Consider the following 24088-nt stretch of genomic DNA (forward strand, 5'->3'; position numbering starts at 1 on the left):
TTCCGCTGAGGGGTGACTGAGAAGCCGGGCAGAAGCCTGTAGGCCCGGCATAAGGCACGGCCGCCGGCACACGGGGAGCCGTCGCGCGACGGCCGCCCGGCGACCGGTCCGGTCCGGTCCGGTCCGGTCCGGTCCGGTCACGGACGATCAGGCCCAGTCACTCACAGCGGGTCCGGTCAAGGCCCGGTCAGGCCCCGTCGGGCGCGGCCGGATCCCGTCAGGCGCAGCCGCAGGAGCGGCGGACCACCAGCCGGGAGGGGAACTGCTTGAGCCGCTCCCGCCGCGGTCCCGTGAGCCGCAGGGTGTCGTCCAGCAGCAGGTCCACCGCGGCCCGCGCCATGGCGCCGCGGTCGGAGGCGACGGTCGTCAGCGGCGGGTCGGTCAGCGCGGCCTCCTTCACGTCGTCGAACCCGGCGACGGCCAGCCCATCCGGCACGTCGATCCGCAGTTCGCGCGCCGCCCGCAGCACGCCGATCGCCTGGTCGTCGGTGGCGCAGAAGAGGGCCGGCGGCCGGTCGGGGCCGGCGAGGAGGTCCAGGGCGACCCGGTAGGCGTCGTAGCGGTTGTACGGGGACTGGAAGAGCCGGCCCTCCGTGGACCGCCCGGCCTCCGCCATGGCCCGCCGCCACCCCACGACGTGGTCGGTCACCGGGTCGCCGACCTCCGGCGTGGTCTCCACCCCGCCGAGGCAGGCGACGTAGGGGTGGCCGTGCTCCAGCAGATGGCGGGTGGCGAGCTGCGCGCCGCCCACGTCGTCCGTGACGACCGCGACGTCCTCGATCGCCTCCGGGCGGCGGTGCAGCAGCACCACCCGCGCGTCCCAGGCGTCGATCTCCGTGGCCGCGTGCTCGCTGGGGCCCTGGCTGATCAGGATGAGCCCGGAGACCCGCATGCCGAGGAAGGCACGGAGGTAGTGCACCTCGCGCTCGTCCAGATAGTCGGAGTTGCCGACCAGGACCATCTTTCCGCGCTCGGACGCGGCCCGCTCCACGGCGTGCGCCATCTCCGCGAAGAAGGGCTGCCGGGCGTCCGGCACGATCAGCCCTATGAGATCGGTGCGGCGGCTCGCCATCGCCTGGGCGACGCGGTCGGGCCGGTAACCGAGCTCCTTGATCGCGGCGAGGACGCGCTCGCGCGTGGCCGGGGCGACCGGCCGGGGACCGTTGTTGATGACGTAGCTGACCACCGCGGTGGACGTCCCCGCCAGTCTTGCCACGTCATCCCGCGTCACCTTGGCCACGCGCGGCAGTCTACGCGGGTCGGCTCACCCCTCGGCCCGGCGTCCGCGGGCCGCCCCGACGGCCCGGTCACCGCCGTCCGCCGCGGATCCGCCCGGCCCCTCCGCGGCCGCCTTGGCCCGCGCCTCGTCCGAGGCCTTGGCCTTGGCCTCCTCGGCGGCCCGCTCGACCTTCTCCGGCACGACGAAGCGGTAACCGACGTTCCGCACGGTCCCGATGAGCGACTCGTGCTCGGGACCGAGCTTGGCGCGGAGCCGCCGCACGTGGACGTCGACGGTGCGCGTGCCGCCGAAGTAGTCGTAGCCCCAGACCTCCTGGAGGAGCTGCGCCCGCGTGAAGACCCGGCCCGGGTGCTGGGCGAGGTACTTCAGCAGCTCGAACTCCTTGAAGGTGAGGTCCAGCACGCGCCCCTTGAGCTTGGCGCTGTACGTCGCCTCGTCGACGGAGAGGTCGCCGTTGCGGATCTCCATCGGGCTGTCGTCGCCGGTGAGCTGGAGGCGGCCGGTGGCCAGCCGCAGCCGGGCCTCCACCTCGGCCGGGCCGGCGGTGTCCAGCAGCACGTCGTCCACGCCCCACTCGGCGGTGACGGCGGCCAGTCCGCCCTCGGTCACCACCAGGATCAGCGGGCAGCCGGGGCCCGTGGAGCGGAGGAGCTGGCAGAGCGAGCGGACCTGCGGCAGGTCGCGCCGGCCGTCGATGAGGATCACGTCGGCGCCGGGGGTGTCCACCAGCGCGGGGCCCTCGGCGGGCGCGACCCGGACGTTGTGCAGCAGCAGTCCGAGGGCGGGCAGCACCTCCGCGGACGGCTGGAGGGCGTTGGTCAGCAGCAGCAGGGAGCTCACGCGCGGCCCTCCTCACGGACGGCGGCGGGCGCGCCGGGGGTGACGGAGCCGGTGTCGGTTGCGGTCGGGGCGGCGATGGCGCCGCGATGGTGCCCGGCCGAGCGGGCCTTCCTGTTCCGCGATGTGCGCTTGCCCATGACGTCAGTTCCTCCTCGGTCCCGTGCGAGGACGCAATCAGGCACGGCTCTGTACCTGCTGCGTAACCCTCCGCACTCCTCCGGTGCCGCGTACTGGGGGTACTCGGATACTGCGCTGCTGTGCTGTTGTCACGCGTGGGCGCCTCCGGCGGCGGGTCACACGGTGACGGCCGAGGCCGTCACCGGTCCGGACCGGCCTCCCACCGGACCGCCCCGCTCCACCGTTCCCCGCGCGCCGCCCGCCGTTCCTCCCGGGCACGGACCGGGGAACATCCGTGCCGGACGTGCCTCAATGCACAAGAGGACCCGGGGGCGTCGCTGCCCGGATCCTCATGCCAGAGAATAGCCCACATGAGTGGGGAACCGGAGGGGGAAGACGCGAAAATCGGTGCGCGACCGGTCACCTTGGGTGGCGGACAAGGCCCTGAACAGGGGTTTCTCCGTACCATGCTGCTGACCGCCGACCGGGTGGCGATCGAGGCGGCGTACCGGCCTGCCCGGCGCCACCGCCCGGGCACCGGCGATCACGCGGACGGCGTGCGCGATGTGAACGGCGCGGGCACTGTGGACGGCGCGGACGGCGCGGGCGGCGCGGACGGGGTGCACGGCGCGGGCGGTGCGCCGGGCGGAAGAGGCGGCGGTGCGGGGGAGGCGGACGGCGTCCGCCGGGCCCCGGCCCGGGGCGGTTCGCGGTCCGGTGCGCGCCGTGACGGTGCCCCGGCGGCGGACGGGGGCGCAGTCCCGGCCCGGCCGGGGACGGCGGCGTCGGCGTCGGCGACGGCGACGGCGACGGCGACGGCGACGGACCGTGGCGAGGAGCCGTCGCGGACGGACGGACCCCCCGGACACCTGGGACCTCCCGGACACCTGGGACCTCCCGGACGTCCCGGATCCCCCGGCGAGGCCGGAGCCGGCCCGGCGATCGTCGTCGCGCACGGTTTCACCGGCTCACTGGACCGCCCCGCCGTCCGGCGGGTGGCCGAGACGTTCGCGGCGCACGCGGCGGTGATCACCTTCTCCTTCCGTGGCCACGGGCGCTCCGGCGGGCGGTCCACGGTCGGCGACCGCGAGGTGCTGGACCTGGCCGCGGCGGTGCGCTGGGCGCGCTCCCTCGGCCACCGCCGGGTGGCCACGGTCGGCTTCTCGATGGGCGGTTCGGTGGTGCTCCGGCACGCGGCGCTGTTCGGCCCGAACGCCGGCGCGGCCGGACCGGAGCCGGGCATTCCGGCCGAGGGACACGAGGAGGCGCGCACGGACGCGGCGGTCGCCGTGAGCGCCCCCGCCCGCTGGTACTACCGGGGAACGGCGGCCATGCGCCGCGTCCACTGGGTGATCACGCGCCCGTCCGGCCGCCTGGTCGGCCGCTACGGGCTGCGCACCCGGATCCACACCCGGGACTGGGACCCGGTGCCGCTGCCACCGGTCGCCTCGGTGCCGTTCATCGCGCCCGTGCCGCTGCTCGTCGTGCACGGCGACCGGGACACGTACTTCCCGGTGGACCACCCGGAATCCCTGCTGGCGGCGGCCCCCTCGCCGGAAGCGGTCGAACTCTGGCTCGAACGCGGCATGGGCCACGCCGAGAACGCGGCGGCCCCACCCCTGCTGCACCGGATCGCGTCCTGGGCGACGGATTCCGTGACCAGGACGGTCGCCCCGGCCTCCCGGAAGGGCTGAGCCACCCCGGGGAGGGCCACGCGAGCGGGCGGGACGGGCAGGGGCAAGGACAGGGGCGAGGGCAAGGGCAGGGGCCGGCTCCGGCCGGCAGGGATCGGTGCAGGCCGGTGCGGCCCGGCTCCGGTTGTCCACAGGGGCGGTCCCGCTGTCCGGGGCCTGAAATAGATTGGTCCCGCGGCGCCGGACCCGCCGGCCCCGCCGCGGAGCCCCCGGAGCCACCACCCCCGGAGGCCGGGGAAACCGCACGAGAGCAGCCGGGGACAGCCGGGAACAGCCGGAGAGGGTGAGGAGCCGTCATGGCCGCAGGGACGATCCGCTATTGGGCGGCGGCCAAGTCCGCCGCCGGGACGGCCGAGGAGCCGTACGAGGCCGCCACGCTCGCGGAGGCGCTGGAGGCCGCGCGCCGACTCCACGCCGGGCAACCGGAGTTCGCGCGGGTGCTGCTCCGCTGCTCGTTCCTGGTGGACGGCGCCCCGGTTGGCGTGCGCGCCCACGACACGGTCACACTGGCCCCGGGCGGCACGGTCGAGGTGCTCCCACCGTTCGCAGGAGGGTGAGCAGCCGAGCATGACGGACCAGCCGCAGCGCCCGTACGACCCGCACCGGCCGTACGAGCCGCACGACCCGCACGCCGCTCCCGCTCCGCGGCCGGCCCCGGGCCCTCACCCGGAGCCCGGCGCGCAGGACGCGCGGGCCGGCGGGCAAGCCCCGGGCCACCAGGGCGTGTTCGGTTCGCCCGGGGGCCAGGGCGCGCCCGCCGGCGGACCGGCCGCCCCGCCCCCGGCCGGGTACCCCCCTGCCGGGCCGTACGGGGCCCAGGCCCCCGCCTGGCCGGAGCCGTCCCGGGGCGGGACCGCACCCGGCCCGGATCCGGCACCCGGCCCCGGTGCCGCCCCGGCGTACGGCGGACCTCCCGGGTACGGAGCGCCCACGGCCCACGGCAACCAGCTGGAGCACGGCGCGCCCCGGGCGACCGGCGCCACCCCGGGGTACGGCCCGCCCCCCGGGACCGGCACCACCCCCGGATACGGCCCGCCCCCCGGGGCCGGTCCCGCTCCCGGCCCGGCCGGTGCCGTCCCGCTGCCGCCCGAGCGGCCGGCCGCGTACGGAGGCGTGCCGGGGCACGGCGGCGCACCCGGCGCGGGCCCGGCCGGCGGCCCCGGCTCCTCCTCCGCCTCGGCCGTCCCCGGCTCCGCCGCCCCCGGCGCGGGCGCCGGGCCGGGCGGGCCTTCCGGGGCCGGGAGTCAGGCCGGTCACTCCCCCGCCGGCCCGGCGTCCGGGCCGCCGCTCACGGCGGCCCAGCGGGCCCGCGCCGAGGGCCGGTCGCCGATCATCGCCCCGGGCCTGCTGCCCGCCGGGCTGACCGCCGTCCTCGCCGCGCTGATCGCGGCCGCCGCGCTGGTGGGCAGGCCGCTGCTCGCCGTCCCGGTGGTGCTGCTCCAGGCGGTCACGGCGGCGGGCTGGTACCGGCTCAACGGCATGTGGCCGGCGCGCCAGGGCATCGCGCTCGCCTTCGCGGGCGGGCTGGCAGCCGACGCGGCACTGCTCGCCACCGACCGCGGGTCGGCCCCGCTGGCGGCCGTCGACACGCTCGGGGTGTGGTTCCTCTTCGTCCTCGTCCTCCAGCTGCGCAACCGCAGTTCGGCCGACGAGCGCCTGTACGCGCTGACCGCGGGGCTGGCCTCGACCGCTCTGGCCGTCCTCGCCGGCGGGTACCTCGCCGCGGTGGCCCACTCGGCCGACGCCGTGGTGACGGGGGCCGCCGCCGTGGCCGCCGCGGCGGTGGTGCGCGCGCTGCCGCTGCCGTCCGCGCTGTCGCCCGCCGTCGCGCTGGTGGCCGCCACAGCCGTGGGCTACACCGCCGGGAGCTGGGCAGACGACGCCACGGCGGGCGCGATACTCGGTGCGGCCGCGGGGCTCTGCGCGCTCATCGGACTGCGGGTGGCGAGTTACGACTACCCGTCCCGTTTCGTCCATATGACCGCCGGTGTCGCCCTGCCGCTGGCTGTTGCCGCTCCCGCCGTGTACGTGTTGAGCCGTACCCTCGGGTGACCGCCCGCAGCGGTGTGGCACGGCGCGGGACGGGACGACGACTGCCTGGGATGGGACGGATGCGCGCACTCCGAATACTGCTGATCCTCGCCGTGGTGCTCGGTGGCCTCTTCGTGGCCGCCGACCGCCTCGCCGTCAACCTGGCGGAGGGAGAGGCGGCGAAGAAGATCAAGAGCAGCCAGGCCCTCTCCGGTGACCCGGAGGTCTCCATCCAGGGCTTCCCCTTCCTCACCCAGGCCGCGACACAGAAGCTCGACGACGTCCGCGTCACCATGGACGGGATGCGGGTCGAGGCGAACGGCCAGTCCGTGCGGCTGACCACGATGCGGGCGCAGCTGCGGGACGTGGCGCTGGAGAACAACTTCTCCTCCGCCACGGCCGCCGCTGCCTCCGGCACGGCCACCATCAGCTACGACGACCTCAGCAAGCTCGCCGAGGAGGGCATCACCGTCGGCTACGGCGGCAAGGACGACTCGGGCAAGCCGCAGGTGAAGGTCACCGCCGGTATCCAGCTCCCGACCGGGCAGGCCTTCGAGCGGAGCGTGGTGTCCACCGTGTCCGTCACCGGCGGGGACACCATCCGCCTCCGCGCCGAGGAGATCGCCACCGACGGTCTGCCCGGCGTCGAGGACCTGGTGCGCAGCCGCATCGACATGGAGCGGAAGATCGCCGGGCTGCCGAAGGGGCTGGAGCTGGAGTCGGTGAAGCCGGCCGCCAAGGGCATCGAGATCACCTTCACGGGACGCCAGGTGGCGCTCGCCGGCTGACCGCCGCCGGACGCCCCACCGCCGCCCCACGCGGCCCCCACCGGCGGGCGGCGCGCGCCTGATGCCAGTCCTGAACGATCACCCCGCCCGGCGGGGTGCGCCCGGGACCTCCCCCGACCGCTCACCCGGCCCGGCGGGTGCGCGCCCCGCCGCGCGCCGCCGGTGCCTCCACCCGCCGCCCGGCCCCGCCCGCTCCCGCCACGATCGCGGCCACGGCCCGCACCCGCCGGGCACCGCCCACCGCCACGCCCGCGCCCGGGGCCGGAGCAGGTCCGGCCCCGTTCCGCGAGGCGGCGCGACCCCCGGCCCGCCGCACCACGCCCGCCGCCCCCGGAGCGGCGGCACCCCGTACCGCGCCCGCACCCCCGGCCCCGGGCGCAGGCCGGGCCACCGCTCGCCGGCCACGGCACCCGCGCCGTCCGGCACCGCTCGCCGCCGCTCGTCACCGTCCAGCTCCGTCCACCGCGGTCCGGCTGCCGAGACGGGCGCGCCCGCAGCCCGGACCCCACCGGGACGGACCGCGTCAGCACCCTCCGCCGCCCACTCCACTCGGTCGCCGATCGGCCACATGCCGGACTGTTCTGTCTCATCATGCGACACGCCGGTGACACGACCCTCGTCTCCTCCCTACGATCGGAACCATGAAGCGACAGGCGGATCTCACGAAACGGCGGGCAGTCGACCTGTGCCGTGTCGCCGCCATGCTGTGTCGCTCTCTCTGAGCCGGGGCCCAGCCCCGCTTCCGCGGCCCCGGTAGCGGGCCTCCGTCTTCCGAAGCCCGCGCGCCACGCCCGGCCACGGCAGACGCCCGGACGGCCGCCGACCGCGCGCCCCGCCCGCTCCCAGCCCGGATCTCCGCAGCTCCACGAGAGACCTGAGAGACACCCGCACCACGACCGCCCCGCACTGCCCCGGAGGAGAGAACATATGAGCCGCAGCGACGTTCTGGTGGACGCCGACTGGGTCGAGGCCCACCTCGACGACCCGAAGGTCGTCCTGGTCGAGGTCGACGAGGACACCTCGGCGTACGACAAGAACCACATCCGGAACGCCGTCCGCATCGACTGGAAGTCGGACCTTCAGGACCCGGTCCGCCGCGACTTCGTCGACCAGGAGGGCTTCGAGAAGCTGCTCTCCGCCAAGGGCATCGCCAACGACCACACCGTCGTCCTCTACGGCGGCAACAACAACTGGTTCGCGTCCTACGCCTACTGGTACTTCAAGCTCTACGGCCACGAGGACGTCCGTCTCCTCGACGGCGGCCGCAAGAAGTGGGAGCTGGACTCCCGTGACCTGGTCGCCGAGGTGCCGGAGCGCCCCGCCACCGAGTACCGGGCCAAGGAGCAGAACACCGCGATCCGCGCCTTCCGGGACGACGTCGTGGACGCCATCGGCAGCAAGAACCTGGTCGACGTGCGCTCCCCCGACGAGTTCAGCGGCAAGCTGCTCGCCCCGGCGCACCTCCCGCAGGAGCAGTCGCAGCGCCCCGGCCACGTGCCGAGCGCGCGCAACATCCCGTGGTCGAAGAACGCCAACGACGACGGCACCTTCAAGTCCGACGAGGAACTGAAGGAGCTCTACGAGGCCGAGGACGTGGACCTCGCCAAGGACACCATCGCCTACTGCCGGATCGGTGAGCGTTCCGCGCTGACCTGGTTCGTGCTGCACGAGCTGCTGGGCCAGGAGAACGTCAAGAACTACGACGGCTCCTGGACCGAGTACGGCTCCCTCGTCGGCGTGCCGATCGAAATCGGCTCCGGCAAGTGAGCCGACGGCTCCGGCCGTCCGTCCCCTCCGCCCCGGGCCCCGGTGGGCCCGGGGCGTCCCGCCGGCCGTACCCCGGCCGGAGACGCCGCAGTCAGCATCGGACGCGCGCACCGCGATCCGGTACAGGATTCAGACAGAGGTAAGAGACATATGTGTGGAGCACAGCCCGGCGGCCCGGACGCCTCGGCCGTCAAGCCCGGTGAGACCACCATCCAGGGTCAGGTGACCCGCGACGGCGAGCCCGTCACCGGTTACGTGCGGCTGCTGGACAGCACCGGCGAGTTCACCGCCGAGGTGCCCACCTCGGCCACCGGGCAGTTCCGCTTCTACGCCGCCGAGGGCACCTGGACCCTGCGTGCCCTGGTGCCCGGCGCCACGGCGGACCGCACGGTCGTCGCCCAGCAGGGTGGCCTGGCCGAGGTCGCCATCGCCGTCTGAACCCGTCTCGGTCCGCCCGAGGCGGACCGAGCCCGCCTGAGGCCGTCCTCAACCGCCGGCCGCCGGTTCCCGCCGGCGGCCGGCGGTTGCGTTCGTCCGCCGTGCGTCACGGCGTGTCCTCCCGCCGTGACGCACGGCGGGAGTCTCCGGCCGTGCTTCCGGCGATCTTCGCGGCCTCCCTCCCGGCACCCCTCCCGGCACCCCTTCGGCGGTCCCTCGGTGGTCCCTCGGTGGTCCCTCGGTGGTCCCTCGGGGCGCGGCCCGTCCGCCACGCGCCTCCCGGGGCCCCGGCGCGTCCACCGGCTCCGTCCCGGCGGGAGCCAAGCAGGCCGTCCGGTCGTACGCTGAGATGTATGTACGCGCGACGCCGGCGCCGTTACTTCCTGCTCATGGGCGTGTGCCTGACGCTCTTCGTCACCGCCTGGGCCGTGGTCCGGCTGTGGTCGGTCACGGCCGCCATCGCGATGTGCGTGGTCGCGGCGGCGATCCCGCCGGTCGCCGCGATCGTCGCCAACCGGCGCGGCCCCGAGGACCGCTGGTGGGACGAGTCCGGCGACCCGGAGTCCGACCGCTGGTGGAAGGAGCTGGACCGGCGCGACCGGCGCTGAACGCCGGGGTCGGCGGCGAGCCCGGCGACGCGTGGGATCCGCGGATCCGCCGCCCGCCGCGGGCTCCCGGGACACGTCACGCCTTTCCCGCCACGGGGCCCCAGCCCGGCCGAAGCCTTCGCTTCCGCCCGCTCGGCCCCGCCCCACGGAGCAGCTCCGCCCCACGGAGGGGCCCGCAGCAGGCGGGCACCCCGCGCGGGACACGACTCCCGCACCCACTGGAGCGCCGGGGACCCGTCCCGCGCCCCGCTTCCACGCCCGGCGGGAATCCGTCCCCCGCCCGGCCTCCGCGTCCGCGCCCGCCCGTGCCCCGCCCTGGCGCCGGCACCACCCGGGCGGAGGCCGCGGAGGCCGCCGTCCCCGGCGGGCGAGCCGGTGCGCGAACCGGTGCGCGCGGAGGACGACGGCTCGGGGTCGCCCGGGTCAGTAGACGAGCGCCTGCGTGTCGTCCGCCATGGCTTCGCTGACGAAGACCTGCGCTCCCGCGATACGGACGCCCTCCAGGGTGTCGCCCTCGGTGATGTCGCGGCGGGCCGCGCACTGGGTGCAGAGGGTGACCCGGCCGCCCGCGAGCAGCGCGTCCAGCAGGTCCGGCAGCGGAGCGGCGTGCGGCAGTTCGAACTCCGCCGCCCGGCCGGGCAGCGCGAACCAGGCCGACTCCCCGGTCAGCCAGAGCGACACCTCGACCCCGCTGGCGACGGCGACCGCCGCCACCGTGAACGCCTGCGAGCACCGCTCCGGAGCGTCCGCCCCGGCCGTCACCTTGATCACGAGCTTCTTCGCCATGCCGTCACCTTAAGGCTCCGTTCCGTACAACCTTTCGGCGCGGACAACGGTCAGGCCCCTCGCACCGTCAACTGATCATCCGGGGCGGGTCCGTGGGCGGGGCCCACGGGCGCGCCGCCCCCCGTCCACGAGGGTCCCGTGTTACCCACACCATCCCCCGAACCGGCGGACACCCCCGCCACCGACGGTCCGCCCGCGCACGCCACCGTGCCGGAGAGGACCGGGGTCTCCGCCTCGCCCGGCAGCCGTACCGCCCGGCTGCTCACCGCGGCCGCGGTGCTCGGTGTGCTCACCGGGACCGTGGCCGGCTACACCGTGCAGTACGACAGGCCGCCCACGCCCCTCCCGCCGCTGTCCCGGCCGGAGCTGCACCACCCGGCACCGGCGGCCTCCGCCGGGGGCCGCCCGGCCACGCTCCCGGCGGACCAGGACCCGCCGCCGCGTACCGAGGGCGATCTGCGCGAGCTGCTGCTTCAGCGCCCCGAGGGCGCCGCGAGCGTCCCCGGCCGGCCGGACGGCGAGCGGCTGACGCAGCTCGCGTACGCCCATGAGTTCACCCAGGCCGGGCACGAGTTCACGCTGCTGATCCGGCATGCCTTCCGCCGTGCCGCCGGGGTCGACTGGGTCACCGGCGAGCGTCATGTGACCGTCCGGCTGGTCCAGTTCGACGACTCGGAGTGGCCGAACGCGGCCCAGTACCTCAACGGGCGGCAGCAGTCCGTCGGGGCCGACCCCGAGGTGGGCGACAACGGACTGCGGATCCCGGGTACGGCCACCGGCAGCGTCCATGTCCACCGCAAGCCGGTTCTGATGGACGCCCGGCCCATACACCGGGCGCAGGCGCTCGCCCGCCGGGGGGACACCGTGGTGGACATCAGGGTCTCCGACACGGAGCCCATCGCGGCGCGCACCGTCATGTCCCTGGCCGAGCGGCAGCTGGAGCGGCTGTGAACCCCGTCGAGCCCGCGGCGGGCACCGCGCCGCCACCCCCGTCCCCGTCCCCGACCCCACCCCCGCCCCCGTCACCCGGTCACGGACCCGCACCGGACTCCGCGGCCCCCGGGGGGCGTGGCCGCCGTCTCGCCATGCCGGCCGTGAGCGGGCTGCTCGCCCTCGCCGCGCTGGCGGGCGGTGGCCTCGCCGCGCGGCAGCAGCTGGCCGGGGCCGACCGCTCCGCGCCCACCGAGGTGTGGGCCGAGCCCTCCGCCGCACGGGACGGCGAAGACGGCGAGGACCTCGCGGACGGTGACGGCGGGCTTCCCGTGGGCCCGGACACCTCGCGTGCCGGGCAGGAACTCGCCGCCCTGCTGCTGCCCGTCCCCGAGGACCACCAACCGGGCCCCGATCTGGACGAGTTCGGCCACAGCGCGGTACTCGGCCGGGAACGGGCGGTGCGCCTCCTCACCACCGGGGGCTCCGCGGCCCAGCGCCGGCAGTGGAAACGCACGGTGGCGGAGCTCCGCGTCACGGGCCTGGCCATGCGGTCGTACGCCTCCCGGGACCTCTCCACCGTGACCGAGATCCGGATCGTGCGGACGGCGGACGCGACGGCGACGGCGCGGGTGGGCGGGTTCTACGCCCTCGCCGGCGAACTGATGGGCGGTACCGCGGAGTCCCGCCTGCGCCCGGGGCCGGAACTCGACGGTGCCCCGGAGGCCTCGTGTGTGGTCGCCAGGGACGAGGACCCGGACGGTGACGAGCTGGGCAGCACCCTGTGCGTGGCCCGGCAGGGCCCCTTCCTGCTCTCGGGCGTGGTGAGCGGGCCGGGGCAGTACACCCGGGAGATGTCGCTCGACCTGCTGACGGAGCAGCTGGAGCGCCTCGCGTCGGCCGGGGAGGAGAGATGAGCGGAGCGGACGGCGAGGGACGGATGGACGGAACACACGGGAACAGCCGGCCACCGGCGGCGGAACGGCCCGGCCCCGAGGAGGCCACGGCGCCGCCCCGGCCGGCACCGGTACCGGCGGCCGGGCCCTCCCCGGCACGCGAGCCCACCCCGGCCGCCGGGTCCGCACGGGCGCCCCAGCCCGTATCGGCACGCGAGTCCGCACCGGCGCCCGAGCCCGCCCCGGCACCGGCGCCGGGCAGCCGCCTCCGGCGTGCCGTGCCGCGCTGGGCCGCCGCCGTCGCGGTCTTCGCCTGCCTCGCCGCCGGCACCGGCTCCGGGCTCGCCGCGACGGACCGTACCCACCTGCCCGGTCTGGCCACGGAGCACGACGGCCGCTGGGACTACGGCCCGCTGGAGCCCCCGGCGCGGCCCACCGGCGCGCCCCGCCCGTCGGCCGGCGACCCCGCCGGGACGCACCACGGCGATCCCCGGGGCCTCCTCCTCCCGCCGCCCGCCGGAGCGGTCCCCGAGAAGGGCCTGACCGGCGCGGACGGCCGGCTCCCCGTGGCGGACTTCGTGGCGGAGTACGAGGAGGAACACCGGGCGGCCGTGCGCGAGCAGCTCACGGAGAACGCCTGCCGGCACATCACATCGCGCGGCTGGACGATGCCGGACGGTACCCGTACCCGGATCCACCTGCTGCGCTTCGGCTCCGCCGGGCACGCCTTCCTCACCCACGAGCTGGCCTTCGGCAGCGCGGGCACCATGGCGCACGCCGATCTCGCCGGGGCCGGGGCCTCGGACCTGGTGCCGGACTGGCCGCTGACGGTGGGCTCCGACGCGCAGGGCCGCCTCTTCGCCTACGACGAGCGGGAGCCGTACGGGGAGCGGCGGGTGCGGCACGCGTACATCGTCGCCGGGGACACCGTCGCGCTGATCGTCCAGTCGGTGCCCGCGTCCGGGCCGGACGGCGAGGTGCCGTTCCGGCAGACGGTGGTCCTCCAGTACCAGCTCCTGAGCTGGGCGGCGTCGTGACGCCCAGGGCCGCCCGGCGCCGGGACGGGCAGCCCGCGGGGCGGCGCGGCGCCCGGTCCTCCGGTGCGGTGCGGGCGGACGGCCCGGGCGCGGCGTCAGGCCCGGGGCTCACCACATGCGGCCCGGACGCCGGCAGGGGGTGACGGCCGGGACGGCCGTACGGCGGGACGACGGCCCGGCACGGCGCCCGCCCCGCGGGCCGTCCCGGGGCGGCGGACCTCACAGCGTCCCGCCGGGCCGCGGCGTCTAGACTCGGCAGCGGTCCGTGATTCCACCCGTCCGAGAGGCGCGCCCCGTGCTTGAGGCTTTCTTCACCGTGCTGCTGGTCCTGGTCGTCGTGGGCGTGCTCGCGTTCTCGTGGCTGACCTGGAAGAAGCTGTACCAGGGACAGCGCTGACCGCCCCTTTCCGCCCTCCACAGATCGCCTGAGCCGACGCCATGATCGAGATTCCCTCCGACCTCAACCCCGCCCTCGTCCCCCTCGCCTTCCTCCTCGGCAACTGGGAGGGCGCGGGCGTCCACGACTTCCCGGGCTCGGAGAAGTGCAACTTCGGCCAGGAGGTGACCTTCACCCACGACGGCCGGGACTTCCTGGAGTACACCTCGCACACCTGGCAGCTCGACGCGGAGGGGAAGAAGGTCGCCCCGCTGGAGTCGGAGAAGGGCTACTGGCGCGTCGACGAGCAGCGCAAGGTCGAGGTCGTCATGGTCCGGCAGGACGGCGTGGTGGAGGTCTGGTACGGCGAACTCGCCGACCAGAAGCCGCAGATCGACCTGGCCACCGACGCCGTGGCACGCACCGCCGCCTCCGGGCCGTACTCCGGCGGCAAGCGGCTCTACGGCTACGTCAAGGGCGATCTGATGTGGGTGGGCGAGAAGGCCACCCCGGATGTCGAGCTGCGCCCGTACATGTCGGCGCACCTGAAGAAGGTCGTCGACCCGAGCGAGTGGGCCAAGGACCTGAAGGACCTGCCGGACGACGGGATCGCCTTCTTCCGCTGACCGGCCGAGCGGCTTCCGAGCGGCTTCCGCCGGCCGGCCGGGCGGCCGGGGTCCGGCGCGGGCGGCGGATCGCGTGGGCGCCGATCGCGTGGGACCGGTGCGTGATCCCGCGGGCCGGGCCACCGTTCCCGCCCGCCTCACCGGCCCGCCGCCGGCCTCTCACCCGGGGGCCCCTCACCGCGGGCCTTTCACCGCGGGCCGCCCGCCGTCGGCCCGCCGCCGTCAGTCCGTCCGCCCCGGCCCGGCGCTCAGCGGCGGCGGCAGCGGGGACCGCAGCAGGGCCCACACCTCCTTGCCGGTGGGCGTCGGTTCCGCGCCCCAGGCGTCGGCCGTGCAGCTGAGCAGGAACAGCCCGCGCCCGCGCTCCGCGTGCCAGTCCGGCTCCGCGGGCACCACGGGCAGGGTCGAGGAGCGGTCGCTGACGGAGACCCGCACCCCCTCGGGCAGCGCGTGCAGGGCCAGGCCGCACTCGTGCGAGCTCACGTGGCGGTGGACGTTGGCCAGCAGTTCGGTGACGCACATGGCCGCGGCGTCGATCAGCCCGGTGTATCCCCAGAGCCGCAGTTGCGCCCCCACGGAGCGGCGGGCGACGGCGAACCGCTCGGGCACGGCGACCAGTCTCGTCCGGTACACCGCCACCGCCGCGTCCGTCGCATCCGGTGACTCCGGTGACCCCAGTGACCCCACCGGCAATGCCTTGCTCATCGCTTTCCAACCCTTCCGGACCGGCGCCGGCCGGTCAGTTCTGCCCGCGCCGCCGGGGCCGGCCGCGCACAACGGACGCGCCCGGGGTGACGGCTGACGCGGTGCCGGTGGGGGTGGTGGAGGCGATGGTGTGGACGCCTCCGGTGACGCAGCGGGGGTCCCGTAACCATCCAGACCTGGGACCCTCCGGTCAACCCCCTGGGAACCGCCAACTCCAGATGCGGCGCTCTGGTGAAGACGGGTCGCGGGCGTCCCGCGTTCCCGGGGTGGCGCGCACCCGCCACCGGCGCCGCCGCCACCGCCCCGCCGTGCCCCTTCCGCAGCCCACCGCCGTGCCCCTTCCGGTGCCGGTCCGGCCCCGCTCCGCGCCCGCCGGTCCGGCCGCCGGCCGGGGCGTCAGCCCCGCACACCGCCGGGCACTCCTACACTGGCCCTGTGGTGACGACCGACTGGCACAGCGATCTGAGGAAGCGCGGGTACCGGCTGACCCCGCAGCGGCAGCTCGTCCTGGAAGCCGTGGACCGGCTGGAGCACGCGACGCCGGACGACATCCTCACCGAGGTGCGCCGTACGGCGGGCGGCGTCAACATCTCCACCGTCTACCGCACGCTGGAGCTGCTGGAGGAGCTGGGCCTGGTCAGCCACGCGCACCTGGGCCACGGCGCGCCGACGTACCACCTGGCCGACCGCCACCACCATCTGCACCTGGTCTGCCGGGACTGCTCGGACGTGATCGAGGCGGATGTCTCCGTGGCCGATTCCTTCACCGGGCTGCTGCGGCAGCGATTCGGTTTCGACACGGACCTGAAGCATTTCGCCATCTTCGGCCGCTGCGCCTCCTGTTCGTCCGCCCCCGCCGAAACGGGCTCCCCGGCGGACCCCGCGCCGGACACGGCGGAGGTGCCCGCGGGCGCCGGTGCGCGCCCCGGCCGGGACGGCGAGGTGAACGGCGTGCCGGGCGGCCCGGGCGGCAGGGCGGACGGAACGGCGGCCGGGCCGTAGGCTGGTGGGCATGGAGCAGTCCCACCACCGAGCCGGCCCCCTGCTGTCCCTGCCCGGCGCCGTCCCCGCCGAAGCGCCCGACGAGGGCGTCGCCGCGCACTACGGCGACCCGTTCCGCGAGCAGCGCGCGCTGGCCGACGGCACCGGCTTCGTCGACCTCTCCCACCGCGGCGTCGTCACCGTCACCGGCGACGACCGGCTCGCCTGGCTCCACCTGCTGCTCACCCAGCACGTCCAGGACCTGCCCGCCGGGCGGGCCACCGAGGCGCTGATCCTCTCCGCGCACGGGCACATCGAGCACGCCCTGTACCTCGTCGACGACGGAGCGACCACCTGGGCCCATGTCGAGCCCGGCACCGAGGGCGCGCTGATCTCCTATCTGGAGAGCATGAAGTTCTTCTACCGGGTGGAGGTCGCCGACGGCACGGACGCCTACGCGGTCGTCCACCTCCCGGCCGGCTCGATCGCCGGCACCCCGGAGGGCGTGGTGGCGCGCGAGACGCCGTACGGCCGTGATCTGTTCCTGCCCCGTGGCGACCTGGAGAAGTTCGCCGGGGAGCACGGCCCGGCGGCGGGCACGCTCGCGCTGGAGGCCCTGCGGGTCGAGGCGCGCCGCCCGCGGCTGGGGAGGGAGACCGACCACCGCACCATCCCGCACGAGCTGGGCTGGCTGGACACGGCCGTGCATCTGCAGAAGGGCTGCTACCGGGGCCAGGAGACGGTCGCCCGGGTGCACAACCTGGGCCGCCCGCCCCGCCGGCTGGTCTTCCTCCACCTGGACGGCAGCGAGGTGACCCTGCCCGGGCACGGCGCCCCCGTCCGGCTGGCGTCCGACGGCCCGGACGGGCGGCAGCTCGGCTTCGTCACCACCTCGGCGCGCCACCACGAGCTGGGGCCGATCGCCCTCGCCCTGGTGAAGCGGAACGTTCCGGCCGACGCCACGCTGCTCGCGGACGCCACGGCCGCCGCACAGGAGGTCGTGGTCGAGCCCTGAGGCGGTGGGCCGGGGGATGTCACCCCGGGTGCGGCCGGGGACGGCCGGGCGCCGTCCGGGCGCCCCGGGCTCCGTCGGGGCCGGGCCGGGCTGGACCGGGCTGATCCCTGCCGGGCTGCTCCGGGCCGGCCGGGACCGAACGCCGACCGGGGCCTTTGCCCCCTGACCGCGCCCCGGAGCGGCCGGGGCCGCGCGCCCGCCGGCGCCCAGGGGACGGCCGTGCGCCGCCCCGGCACCCCGGCACCCCGCGGCGTCGGCACCCCGCGGCGTCGGCCGTCAGACCTCCAGCATCACGGTGAACGGCCCGTCGTTGGTCAGCGTGACCTGCATGTCGGCGCCGAAGCGTCCCGTCTCCACCCGTGCGCCCAGGGCGCGGAGCCGGGCGACCAGCTCGTCCACCAGCGGCTCGGCCACCTCGCCCGGGGCGGCGGCGTTCCAGGTGGGGCGGCGCCCCTTGCGCGCGTCCCCGTAGAGGGTGAACTGGGAGATGACCATGAGCGGGGCGTCCAGGTCGGAACAGGACTTCTCCGAACCGGGGGAACGCCTTCCGGCCGCCCCGCCGCTCCCACCGCCCGGGCCGGTCCCGTCCGCCCCGTTCTCCCCGGCTGCCCCGGAGGCCCCGGAGGCCCCGGCTGCCCCGGCTGCCCCGTGATCGACGGTGGCGTCGCTGTCGCCACCGCCGTCGTCACCGCCGTCGTCACCGCCCAGGATGCGCAGCCCCCACAACTTCCGCGCCAGCCGGTCCGCCTTCTCCTCCGTGTCGTCGTGCGTGACCCCGACGAGGACGCACAGACCGCGTCCCGGGATCTCGCCCACCGTCTCGCCGTCCACGACGACGCTCGCACCGTTCACCCTCTGTACCACCGCACGCATGGGCTCCATGATGCCCTGCGCCCAACCGGGTTCGATCGGGTGCGCTGGCCATGCACGTGCAGCGCCCGCAGTGGCACGATGCAGACACACGGTGCGAGCCCGGCCGGAACAGGGCCGTACCCATCGGAGGGGACACAGATGAGTACAACCAGCGCCGGACAGACACCCGGGCACGGACCGGCGGGCCCGGCGGGGCCCCGTGCCCGGACCACCACCGGCACCGCCACCACCGTCACCGCAGCACGCCGTTCCGACCAGCCGCCTACCGAGGATGGGCCCATGCTCCACCAGGCCGACGCCCTTCAGCCGCGCCCGCCGCTCCAGCGCACCGCCTCGCCACCCGGGGGCGCGGGGCCGGCGCTGGACGGGCTCTCGCTGCCCGAGCTGCGGTCCCTGCGCCGGCGGGCCCGGCGCGAGGAGGCCGATCTCAGCTACGTCCGGCGGCTTCTCCAGGGCCGGATCGACATCCTCCGTGCCGAGCTGGCCCGCCGCGCGGCGCCGTCCGGCGCGGCGGGCGGCGGGCGGTGGGACGTCTCGCGGCTCTCGCGGATCCTGGCCGACACTCCGTCCCCGGTGCGGTCCTCCGCCCGCCATGTGACGGTGGGCGTGCCGCACTGCGAGGAGTACCGGCGGCTCGCGGAGGACATGCTGTCCGAGATCGGCCTCTCCGATCTCCACGCCCGGACGGACACCGAACTCCACGCCGGCCTGGCCCGGTTGACCCACTTCGAACAGCAGATCTCGGTCCGCCGGCGGGAGACACAGCGGACGGCCGACGACTGCAGCGCCGAGATCGCCCGCCGTTACCGGGAGGGCGAGGCGCAGGTGGACGATCTGCTCGCCTGAGGGACCGCCGCGCGGCGGTCCCCCGTACCGCTGGGAGGCCGCCCATGACCCGTACCGATCCGGACTCCGGACGGGGCCCGCAGCCGGGTGGGGGCACCGCGGGCCGCGCCCCTGAGGCCAGCGCCCCCGGCGCCGCCGCCCCGAGTGCCGCTTCCCGGGCGGCCGGCGCGCGGGACCCCGGCGCCAGCAGGGAAACGGGCGCCGGGCGGGGGACGGCTCGCGCGGCAGGACGCGCCCCGGGCTCCGCCGGGGCGGAGCCGCCGTCGTCCGCCGGGGCGGAGGCGCCCGCGCCACCGGTGCTCGCGGAGGTGGTGCGCTCCGGCTTCGCGGAGAGCCGCCACCGGGGCTCGCTGGTGCTGCTCGCGGCCGACGGCGGTGAGGTGCTCGCGCTGGGTGACGTCACCTCGCCCGTCGGCCCGCGCTCCGCGAACAAGCCGTTCCAGGCGGCGGCGATGCTCCGCGCGGGTGCCCCGCTGGCCGGGGAGCAGCTGGCGGTGGCGGCCGGCAGCCACGCCGGGGAGCCGTTCCACCTGGAGCGGGTGGCGGAGATCCTCGCGGCCGCGGGGCTGCGCGAGGCCGATCTGCACAACCCGTCCGCGCCACCGCTGGACCCGGTGGAGGCGGAGGCCCTGCTCGCGTCGGGCGGCCGGCCGAGCCGCGTGACGATGAACTGCTCCGGCAAGCACGCCGGGATGCTCGCCGCCTGCGTGGCCGCGGGCTGGCCCGTGGAGGGTTATCTCTCCCCCGAGCACCCGCTCCAGCGCCTGGTGTCCGCCGAGGTGGCGGACGCCACGGGCGAGCCGGTGGCGCACACCGGCACCGACGGCTGCGGCGCCCCGGTGCTCGCCGTCTCGCTGACCGGCCTCGCCCACGCCTACCGCCGCTGCGTGCTCGCCGAACCGGACACCCCGCGGCGGCGGGTGGCCGACGCGATGCGCGCCCACCCGGAGTACGTCGGCGGCACCCGGCGCCATGACACCTGGCTGATGCGCGGGCTGCCCGGCGCGCTGGCCAAGATGGGCGCCGAGGGGGTGCAGGCCGTGGCACTGCCGGACGGCCGGGCGCTGGCGCTGAAGATCGAGGACGGAGCGGCGCGCGCCGTCGGCCCCGTCCTCCGGCGGGCGCTGCGGCTGCTCGGGGTGGACGGCTCACTGCCCGGGCTGCTCGGTGACGCCCCGGTGCACGGCGGCGGGTTCCGGGTGGGGGAAATTCGGGCGAGTTTCTGAGCGGTCCCCCTCTAGCGTGAGCGGTATGAGCACCGAGGTCCGCGTCATCGAGCCCGCCGAGTTGCCCGCCTGGCTGCGCGCCCTGCGGACCGGCTTCCTCCAGCCGCCCGTGGTGGACGAGGAGGAGGTCGAGGCGCGCCGCGGTTTCTACGACCCCGCCCGGACGCGCGGGGCGTTCGACGCGGGCCGCTGCGTCGCCACCCTCCGCAGCTTCGCGCAGGAGCTGACCGTCCCCGGCGGCGCCCGGCTCCCCGCCGACGCCATCAGCAACGTGGCCGTCCTCCCCACCCACCGGCGGCGCGGCCTGCTCGGCCGGATGCTCACCGACGACATCGCGGCGGCCCGGGAGCGCGGGGACGCCGTCGCCACCCTGGTCGCCGCCGAGTACCCGATCTACGGCCGGTACGGCTTCGGCCCGGCCGCCTGGACCACCGAGTGGCGGGTGGACGTCACCCGCTCCGGCCTGGACCGCCGCCGGCCCGGCCCGGAGTTCGGCGGCCGGGTCGAACTGGTGGACGGCGCCGAGGTGCGCAAGCTCGGCCCCGGACTGCACGACCGGATACGCGCCCGGCGGCCCGGCTTCGTCAGCCGCGGCGAGCACGTGTGGCGGCTGGCCACCGGCGATCTGCGGCTGCCCTCCTGGGGCCCCTGGACCGAGCCGTACTTCGCGGTGTACCGGAACGCCCAGGGCGAGCCGGAGGGCCTGCTCTCCTACACGGCGGACGACCGCTGGGAGGGCAAGCAGCCGCTGAGCACCGCGCGCGTGGACGAGCTGCTGGCGCTCACCCCCGCCGCCGAGCGGGCGCTGTGGCACTTCGTGCTCTCCGTGGACTGGATCTCCGCCGTCGAGACCGGTCACCGTGCCCCGGACGACGTGCTGCCGCTGCTCCTCCCCGATCCGCGCGCGGCCCGCGTCACCACCCACGCCGACCTGCTGTGGATCCGCCTGCTGGACGTCCCCCGCGCCCTGGAGGCCCGGAGCTACGCCGCGGCCGGCGGGCTCGTCCTCGACGTCCGCGACGAGACCGCCCCGGGCGGCGGCCCCGCCGGCGGGCGGTTCCGGCTCGACGCCTCCCCGGACGGCGCCTCCTGCACACCGACGACGGCCGCGCCGGACCTCACCCTCTCCGCCGCCGACCTGGCCACGCTCTACCTGGGCGACGAATCCGCCGTCCGGCTGGCCACGCTCGGCCGGGCCGACGAGGGCCGGGACGGCGCGGCGGCGCTGGCGGACCAGCTGCTGCGCACCTCGCGCCGGCCGTGGTGCCCGGACATCTTCTGAGCGCGGCCCTCGGCCGGCCACCGCCGTCAGCTCACCTCACCGCTCCGCACGGCCCACGGCCGCTGGAACCCGTCCAGGAGTGAGACCGTGCGGAGGCAGGGCAACTCACCCGAGTCCACCCGAGGAGGACCCCACCGATGCCGACCAACCCGCCCGCGCACCCGAACCGCCCCGCGCCGCCCACCGGCCTGCGGCGTCGCCTCGCGCGGCTGCCCATCTCCGTGTACCGGGCCGGACTCGGCGGCCTGTTCGGGCGGCGGCTGCTGCTGCTCACGCACACCGGGCGCAGCAGCGGGCGCCCCCGGCAGGTCGTCCTGGAGGTCGTCGCGCACGACCCGCGGGCCGCCACCTGGACCCTCGCCTCGGGCTTCGGTCCGCGGGCCGACTGGTACCGGAACCTGCGCAGGACCCCGCACGCCACCATCCGCACCGGCCGCCGGGACACCGCCGTCACCGCCGAGTTCCTGCCGCCGGAGGAGGGCGCCGAGGTGATGGCCCGCTACGCACACCGCAACCCGCGACTGGCCGCGCGGCTGCTGGCGTTCATGGGCTACGAGAGCGACGGCGGCGAGGCGGATCACCGGGCGGCCGGCGCCTCGATCCCCTTCGTCCGGCTGCGCGAGACGGCCGGGGCGCCGCCGCGCTGAGCCGGGCCGCCCCGGCCGCCCGGGTTCAGCCGGCGGCCGGTTACCGCCGCCCCGCCGCCATCGCCCGCCGGACATGCGTGCGGAAATCGGTCGGCGGGCGCCCCGTGATCCGGAGGACCGTGTCCGTGGTCCGGTCCTCCGCGCCGTCGGCGATGGCCAGGTCCAGGCCGGCCATGACGGCGGCGAAATCAGCCGGCAGCTCCCGTGCCCAGCGGTCCCGCGCCTGCTCGTACGTCAACTGCCGGTGACTGACGGGCCGTCCGGTCACCTCGGTGAGCACGGCGGCCGCGCCGGCGTAACTCAGCGTCTCCGGGCCGGTGATGACGGGATCGGCGTCGAGGGAGCGCGCGTCGGTGAGCGCGTGGAAGGCGACGGCCGCGATGTCGTCGGCGTCGACGAAGGCCACCCGCCCGTCACCCGTGGCGGTGGCGATCACCCCTTCCTCGCGCACGGACCGGGCCAGCAAGTGCTCGCCGGTGGTGAGGTTCTGCATGAACCAGGACGGCCGCAGCACCGCCCACTCCTCGAACAGCCCGGGCAGCGCCTGGTGCACCTGTCCGACCCCCGGCCCTCCGGCGGGGATCGGCGAGGCGCCGAGCAGCACGGCCCGGCGCACCCCTGCCTCTCTGGCCCGCTCCAGGAAGGGCAGCATGACGGCGGCGGGGTCCGTGGCGCCGGGGGGCGGCACGAGATAGACGCGGTCCGCGCCGCTCAGCGCCTCCGCGTGGGTCTCCGGTGCGTACCAGTCGAAGCGGACGGCCCGCGCGCCGGGGACCGGGGTGGCCTTCCGGCTCGCGGCCCGGACCACGCGCCCGTCAGCGACGAGCCGGGCGGCCACGCGGCTCCCGGTGGTGGCGGTGGCGCCGACGACCAGCGTGGCGGGGCGGGTGGAGGGAGCGCTCATCGGGCCGCCGCCCCCCTGAAGTCCGCCGCGTCGTCGCGCAGGAGGATCAGGGGGTTCCAGTAGTCGCGGCCGTGGGTGAACCGGCCGTCCGCGGCCGTCATCACGGTGATGTACCGCATGTCGTAGGGGGCACCGCTCTTCACCAGCCGGCCCACCGCCCGCATCTCGATCACGGCGGTCCCGGGTTCTGCCGTCCGGTGAAGGGTCACCTCGGGGAAATCCTGGAGGTCGATGTGGTCGGGGTAGCCGCGCAGGTAGGCGGCGACGGCGGCCTTGCCCTCCAGCCGCTTCGGCCATCCGTCGGGCGCGAACGGGAATTCGAGGATCCCGTTCTCGTCCCACAGGTCGACCCAGCCGGAGATGTCCTTGTCGAGCAGCAGCCGCAGGCCGTGGCGGAGGAGTTCCTCCACCGGGGCAGGCGTGGTCATGGGCATGAGCCATCCCTCCGATACGATACGGACCTCAGGTCCGCTTAGTCCAAACAATACGGACCGGCAGTCCGTTTACGCAACCGGAGGAGCATCCCGTGCCCGAGCGCAAGCCCCGCGCGGACGCCACACGCAACCGCGAGGCCGTCCTCGCCGCGGCCGACCGCCTCTTCGCCACCTGTGAGAACCCGGCGGAGGTCACCATGGCCGACATCGCGGCCGCCGCCGGCGTCGGCAAGGGCACGCTCTTCCGCGGCTTCGGGGACCGGAACTCCCTGCTCCGCGCGCTCCACACCGCCCGGCTCGAACCCCTCCGGCAGGCGGTCGCGGAAGGGCCGCCGCCCCTCGGCCCCGGCACCCCGCCCGCCGAACGCGCCCTCGCCCTGCTGGACGCGCTCCTGTGCTTCAAGCTCGACCACCGGCACCTCTCCCAGGCCCTGGAGGGCGCCGGCGCCGACAGCCCGTACGGCACACCCCAGTACGACTGGGCCCACGCCCTCCTCCGCGAGACCCTGGAGCGCCTCCCCGGCTTCCACGGCGCGGACTTCACCGCCCACGCCCTGCTCGCGGCGGTCCGCGCCGACCTCGTCGCCCATCTCGCCGACCGCGAGAACATCCCCCGTGACCGGCTGCGCGCGGACCTGGCGGCCTACGCCACAAAAGCCCTGACACCCTGGTCGGAGCCGGGGACGACGTGAGGGAGCCGCTGCCGGGAGAACTCGGTTCCGCCTCCGGGTGGCCACCGGGTGTCCGCCCGAAGAGCCGGAATTCTCGCCGCTACGAAGGGCACCCGCTCTGCGGGATTCCCGTCCTCATCCAGCCGGATTCTCATTCAGCCGTCCGATGAGCCGGAGTCGCCATGCGGCGAATCACTCGCGCGGCGCTGCGGCCTCGGCGGACCTGCGGGTGAGCGAGCGGTCGATGCGAGCCACCCGTCCGGCCTGACCGTCCTGTCAGCCGTTCACCGGTACGTTCGGGCGGCCACGGTATTGGTGTCGGCGCCCCGC

The 24088-nt window shown here is 76.0% G+C and carries 26 protein-coding genes and 2 pseudogenes; 19 read left to right on the forward strand and 9 right to left on the reverse strand.

All coding sequences use genetic code 11. The annotated features are described in order from the left end of the window. Positions 1–217: 217 nt before the first annotated feature. From HCK00_RS05760 to HCK00_RS05770, 3 genes are read right to left on the reverse strand one after another with little or no spacing between them, the layout of a single operon-like run. Positions 218–1240, reverse strand: coding sequence for a LacI family DNA-binding transcriptional regulator (locus HCK00_RS05760; RefSeq protein ID WP_168100629.1), 1023 nt, complete (start codon positions 1238–1240; stop codon positions 218–220). Between the two features lie 24 nt (positions 1241–1264). After that, a complete protein-coding gene (locus HCK00_RS05765; RefSeq protein ID WP_168100630.1) occupies positions 1265–2080 on the reverse strand; it encodes a response regulator transcription factor in 816 nt (271 codons plus the stop codon). After that, positions 2077–2217 carry a hypothetical protein gene (locus tag HCK00_RS05770; RefSeq protein ID WP_168100631.1) on the reverse strand — a complete coding sequence of 47 codons (141 nt, stop codon included), beginning with the start codon at positions 2215–2217 and terminating at the stop codon, positions 2077–2079. Before HCK00_RS05770 ends, HCK00_RS05765 begins: the two co-directional genes overlap by 4 nt. 867 nt (positions 2218–3084) lie before the next feature. Between HCK00_RS05770 and HCK00_RS05775 the strand changes: the two genes are divergently transcribed. The 8 genes from HCK00_RS05775 to HCK00_RS05805 all read left to right on the forward strand — a co-directional run bounded on the left by HCK00_RS05775 (position 3085) and on the right by HCK00_RS05805 (position 9523). Further along, on the forward strand, positions 3085–3891 hold the full coding sequence (locus tag HCK00_RS05775) for an alpha/beta hydrolase (protein ID WP_240965306.1): 807 nt from the start codon (positions 3085–3087) through the stop codon (positions 3889–3891). Between the two features lie 296 nt (positions 3892–4187). Further along, on the forward strand, positions 4188–4448 hold the full coding sequence (locus HCK00_RS05780; RefSeq protein ID WP_168100633.1) for a MoaD/ThiS family protein: 261 nt from the start codon (positions 4188–4190) through the stop codon (positions 4446–4448). A gap of 556 nt (positions 4449–5004) precedes the next feature. Beyond that, a complete protein-coding gene (locus HCK00_RS28385) occupies positions 5005–5943 on the forward strand; it encodes a hypothetical protein (RefSeq protein WP_311765163.1) in 939 nt (312 codons plus the stop codon). Positions 5944–6002: 59 nt separating this feature from the next. After that, entirely contained in the window at positions 6003–6710 is a 708-nt protein-coding gene (locus tag HCK00_RS05790; protein ID WP_168100635.1) for an LmeA family phospholipid-binding protein, read from the forward strand. 641 nt (positions 6711–7351) lie between these two features. Next, positions 7352–7432 (forward strand): putative leader peptide, encoded by an 81-nt coding sequence (locus HCK00_RS28660; RefSeq protein WP_362475060.1) that lies wholly within the window; start codon positions 7352–7354, stop codon positions 7430–7432. 205 nt (positions 7433–7637) lie between these two features. Next, entirely contained in the window at positions 7638–8477 is an 840-nt protein-coding gene (locus HCK00_RS05795) for a sulfurtransferase (RefSeq protein WP_168100636.1), read from the forward strand. A 150-nt stretch (positions 8478–8627) separates the two neighbouring features. Beyond that, a complete protein-coding gene (locus HCK00_RS05800; RefSeq protein WP_168100637.1) occupies positions 8628–8915 on the forward strand; it encodes a DUF1416 domain-containing protein in 288 nt (95 codons plus the stop codon). 353 nt (positions 8916–9268) lie between these two features. Then, complete coding sequence (locus tag HCK00_RS05805; protein WP_168100638.1) at positions 9269–9523, forward strand: DUF3099 domain-containing protein; 255 nt, start codon at positions 9269–9271, stop codon at positions 9521–9523. Between the two features lie 423 nt (positions 9524–9946). Here the strand turns inward: HCK00_RS05805 and HCK00_RS05810 are convergent, their stop codons facing one another. Then, complete coding sequence (locus HCK00_RS05810) at positions 9947–10309, reverse strand: DsrE family protein (RefSeq protein WP_168100639.1); 363 nt, start codon at positions 10307–10309, stop codon at positions 9947–9949. 138 nt (positions 10310–10447) lie between these two features. On the opposite strand from HCK00_RS05810, the gene HCK00_RS05815 reads away from it, so the two are divergent. The 4 genes from HCK00_RS05815 (at position 10448) to HCK00_RS05830 (ending at position 14174) form a co-directional block, all read left to right on the forward strand. Beyond that, a complete protein-coding gene (locus HCK00_RS05815) occupies positions 10448–11260 on the forward strand; it encodes a hypothetical protein (protein WP_168100640.1) in 813 nt (270 codons plus the stop codon). 134 nt (positions 11261–11394) lie between these two features. Continuing rightward, positions 11395–12156 carry a hypothetical protein gene (locus HCK00_RS05820; RefSeq protein WP_168100641.1) on the forward strand — a complete coding sequence of 254 codons (762 nt, stop codon included), beginning with the start codon at positions 11395–11397 and terminating at the stop codon, positions 12154–12156. A 257-nt stretch (positions 12157–12413) separates the two neighbouring features. Then, positions 12414–13172: a hypothetical protein gene (locus tag HCK00_RS05825; RefSeq protein ID WP_206319957.1), complete on the forward strand. Its 759-nt coding sequence runs from the start codon at positions 12414–12416 to the stop codon at positions 13170–13172. 438 nt (positions 13173–13610) lie between these two features. Beyond that, positions 13611–14174 carry a heme-binding beta-barrel domain-containing protein gene (locus tag HCK00_RS05830; protein WP_168100642.1) on the forward strand — a complete coding sequence of 188 codons (564 nt, stop codon included), beginning with the start codon at positions 13611–13613 and terminating at the stop codon, positions 14172–14174. A 222-nt stretch (positions 14175–14396) separates the two neighbouring features. Here the strand turns inward: HCK00_RS05830 and HCK00_RS05835 are convergent, their stop codons facing one another. Next, positions 14397–14879, reverse strand: coding sequence for an ATP-binding protein (locus tag HCK00_RS05835; protein ID WP_168100643.1), 483 nt, complete (start codon positions 14877–14879; stop codon positions 14397–14399). Between the two features lie 435 nt (positions 14880–15314). Here HCK00_RS05835 and HCK00_RS05840 point away from each other — a divergent pair, with 435 nt between their 5' ends. Both HCK00_RS05840 and ygfZ read left to right on the forward strand, forming a co-directional pair. Further along, positions 15315–15881, forward strand: a complete 567-nt coding sequence (locus HCK00_RS05840; RefSeq protein WP_168100644.1) for a Fur family transcriptional regulator — start codon at positions 15315–15317, stop codon at positions 15879–15881. 10 nt (positions 15882–15891) lie between these two features. Beyond that, on the forward strand, positions 15892–16875 hold the full coding sequence (ygfZ, locus tag HCK00_RS05845; protein ID WP_168100645.1) for a CAF17-like 4Fe-4S cluster assembly/insertion protein YgfZ: 984 nt from the start codon (positions 15892–15894) through the stop codon (positions 16873–16875). Between the two features lie 276 nt (positions 16876–17151). Here ygfZ and HCK00_RS28665 read toward each other — a convergent pair. Both HCK00_RS28665 and HCK00_RS28670 read right to left on the reverse strand, forming a co-directional pair. Further along, positions 17152–17403, reverse strand: a pseudogene (locus HCK00_RS28665) (D-aminoacyl-tRNA deacylase); the annotation flags it as partial. A gap of 177 nt (positions 17404–17580) precedes the next feature. Next, positions 17581–17748 (reverse strand): annotated as a pseudogene (locus HCK00_RS28670) (D-aminoacyl-tRNA deacylase); the annotation flags it as partial. A 138-nt stretch (positions 17749–17886) separates the two neighbouring features. Here HCK00_RS28670 and HCK00_RS05855 point away from each other — a divergent pair. From HCK00_RS05855 to HCK00_RS05870, 4 genes are all read left to right on the forward strand, one after another. Beyond that, positions 17887–18594: an RsiG family protein gene (locus HCK00_RS05855; protein WP_168100647.1), complete on the forward strand. Its 708-nt coding sequence runs from the start codon at positions 17887–17889 to the stop codon at positions 18592–18594. Positions 18595–18890: 296 nt separating this feature from the next. Next, entirely contained in the window at positions 18891–19820 is a 930-nt protein-coding gene (locus HCK00_RS05860) for an asparaginase (protein WP_311765165.1), read from the forward strand. Between the two features lie 25 nt (positions 19821–19845). Further along, on the forward strand, positions 19846–21102 hold the full coding sequence (locus tag HCK00_RS05865) for a GNAT family N-acetyltransferase (protein ID WP_168100649.1): 1257 nt from the start codon (positions 19846–19848) through the stop codon (positions 21100–21102). Between the two features lie 137 nt (positions 21103–21239). Next, entirely contained in the window at positions 21240–21749 is a 510-nt protein-coding gene (locus HCK00_RS05870; RefSeq protein WP_168100650.1) for a nitroreductase family deazaflavin-dependent oxidoreductase, read from the forward strand. A 40-nt stretch (positions 21750–21789) separates the two neighbouring features. On the opposite strand, the gene HCK00_RS05875 is transcribed toward HCK00_RS05870, so the two are convergent. Both HCK00_RS05875 and HCK00_RS05880 read right to left on the reverse strand, forming a co-directional pair. Continuing rightward, on the reverse strand, positions 21790–22653 hold the full coding sequence (locus tag HCK00_RS05875) for an NAD(P)H-binding protein (protein ID WP_168100651.1): 864 nt from the start codon (positions 22651–22653) through the stop codon (positions 21790–21792). Further along, on the reverse strand, positions 22650–23081 hold the full coding sequence (locus HCK00_RS05880) for a nuclear transport factor 2 family protein (RefSeq protein ID WP_375781920.1): 432 nt from the start codon (positions 23079–23081) through the stop codon (positions 22650–22652). Before HCK00_RS05880 ends, HCK00_RS05875 begins: the two co-directional genes overlap by 4 nt. 98 nt (positions 23082–23179) lie before the next feature. Here HCK00_RS05880 and HCK00_RS05885 point away from each other — a divergent pair, with 98 nt between their 5' ends. Continuing rightward, positions 23180–23779, forward strand: a complete 600-nt coding sequence (locus HCK00_RS05885; protein WP_168100653.1) for a TetR/AcrR family transcriptional regulator — start codon at positions 23180–23182, stop codon at positions 23777–23779. Positions 23780–24088: the final 309 nt, after the last annotated feature.

Source organism: Streptomyces zingiberis, from assembly GCF_012034935.1.
GTDB classification, from domain to species: domain Bacteria; phylum Actinomycetota; class Actinomycetes; order Streptomycetales; family Streptomycetaceae; genus Streptomyces; species Streptomyces zingiberis.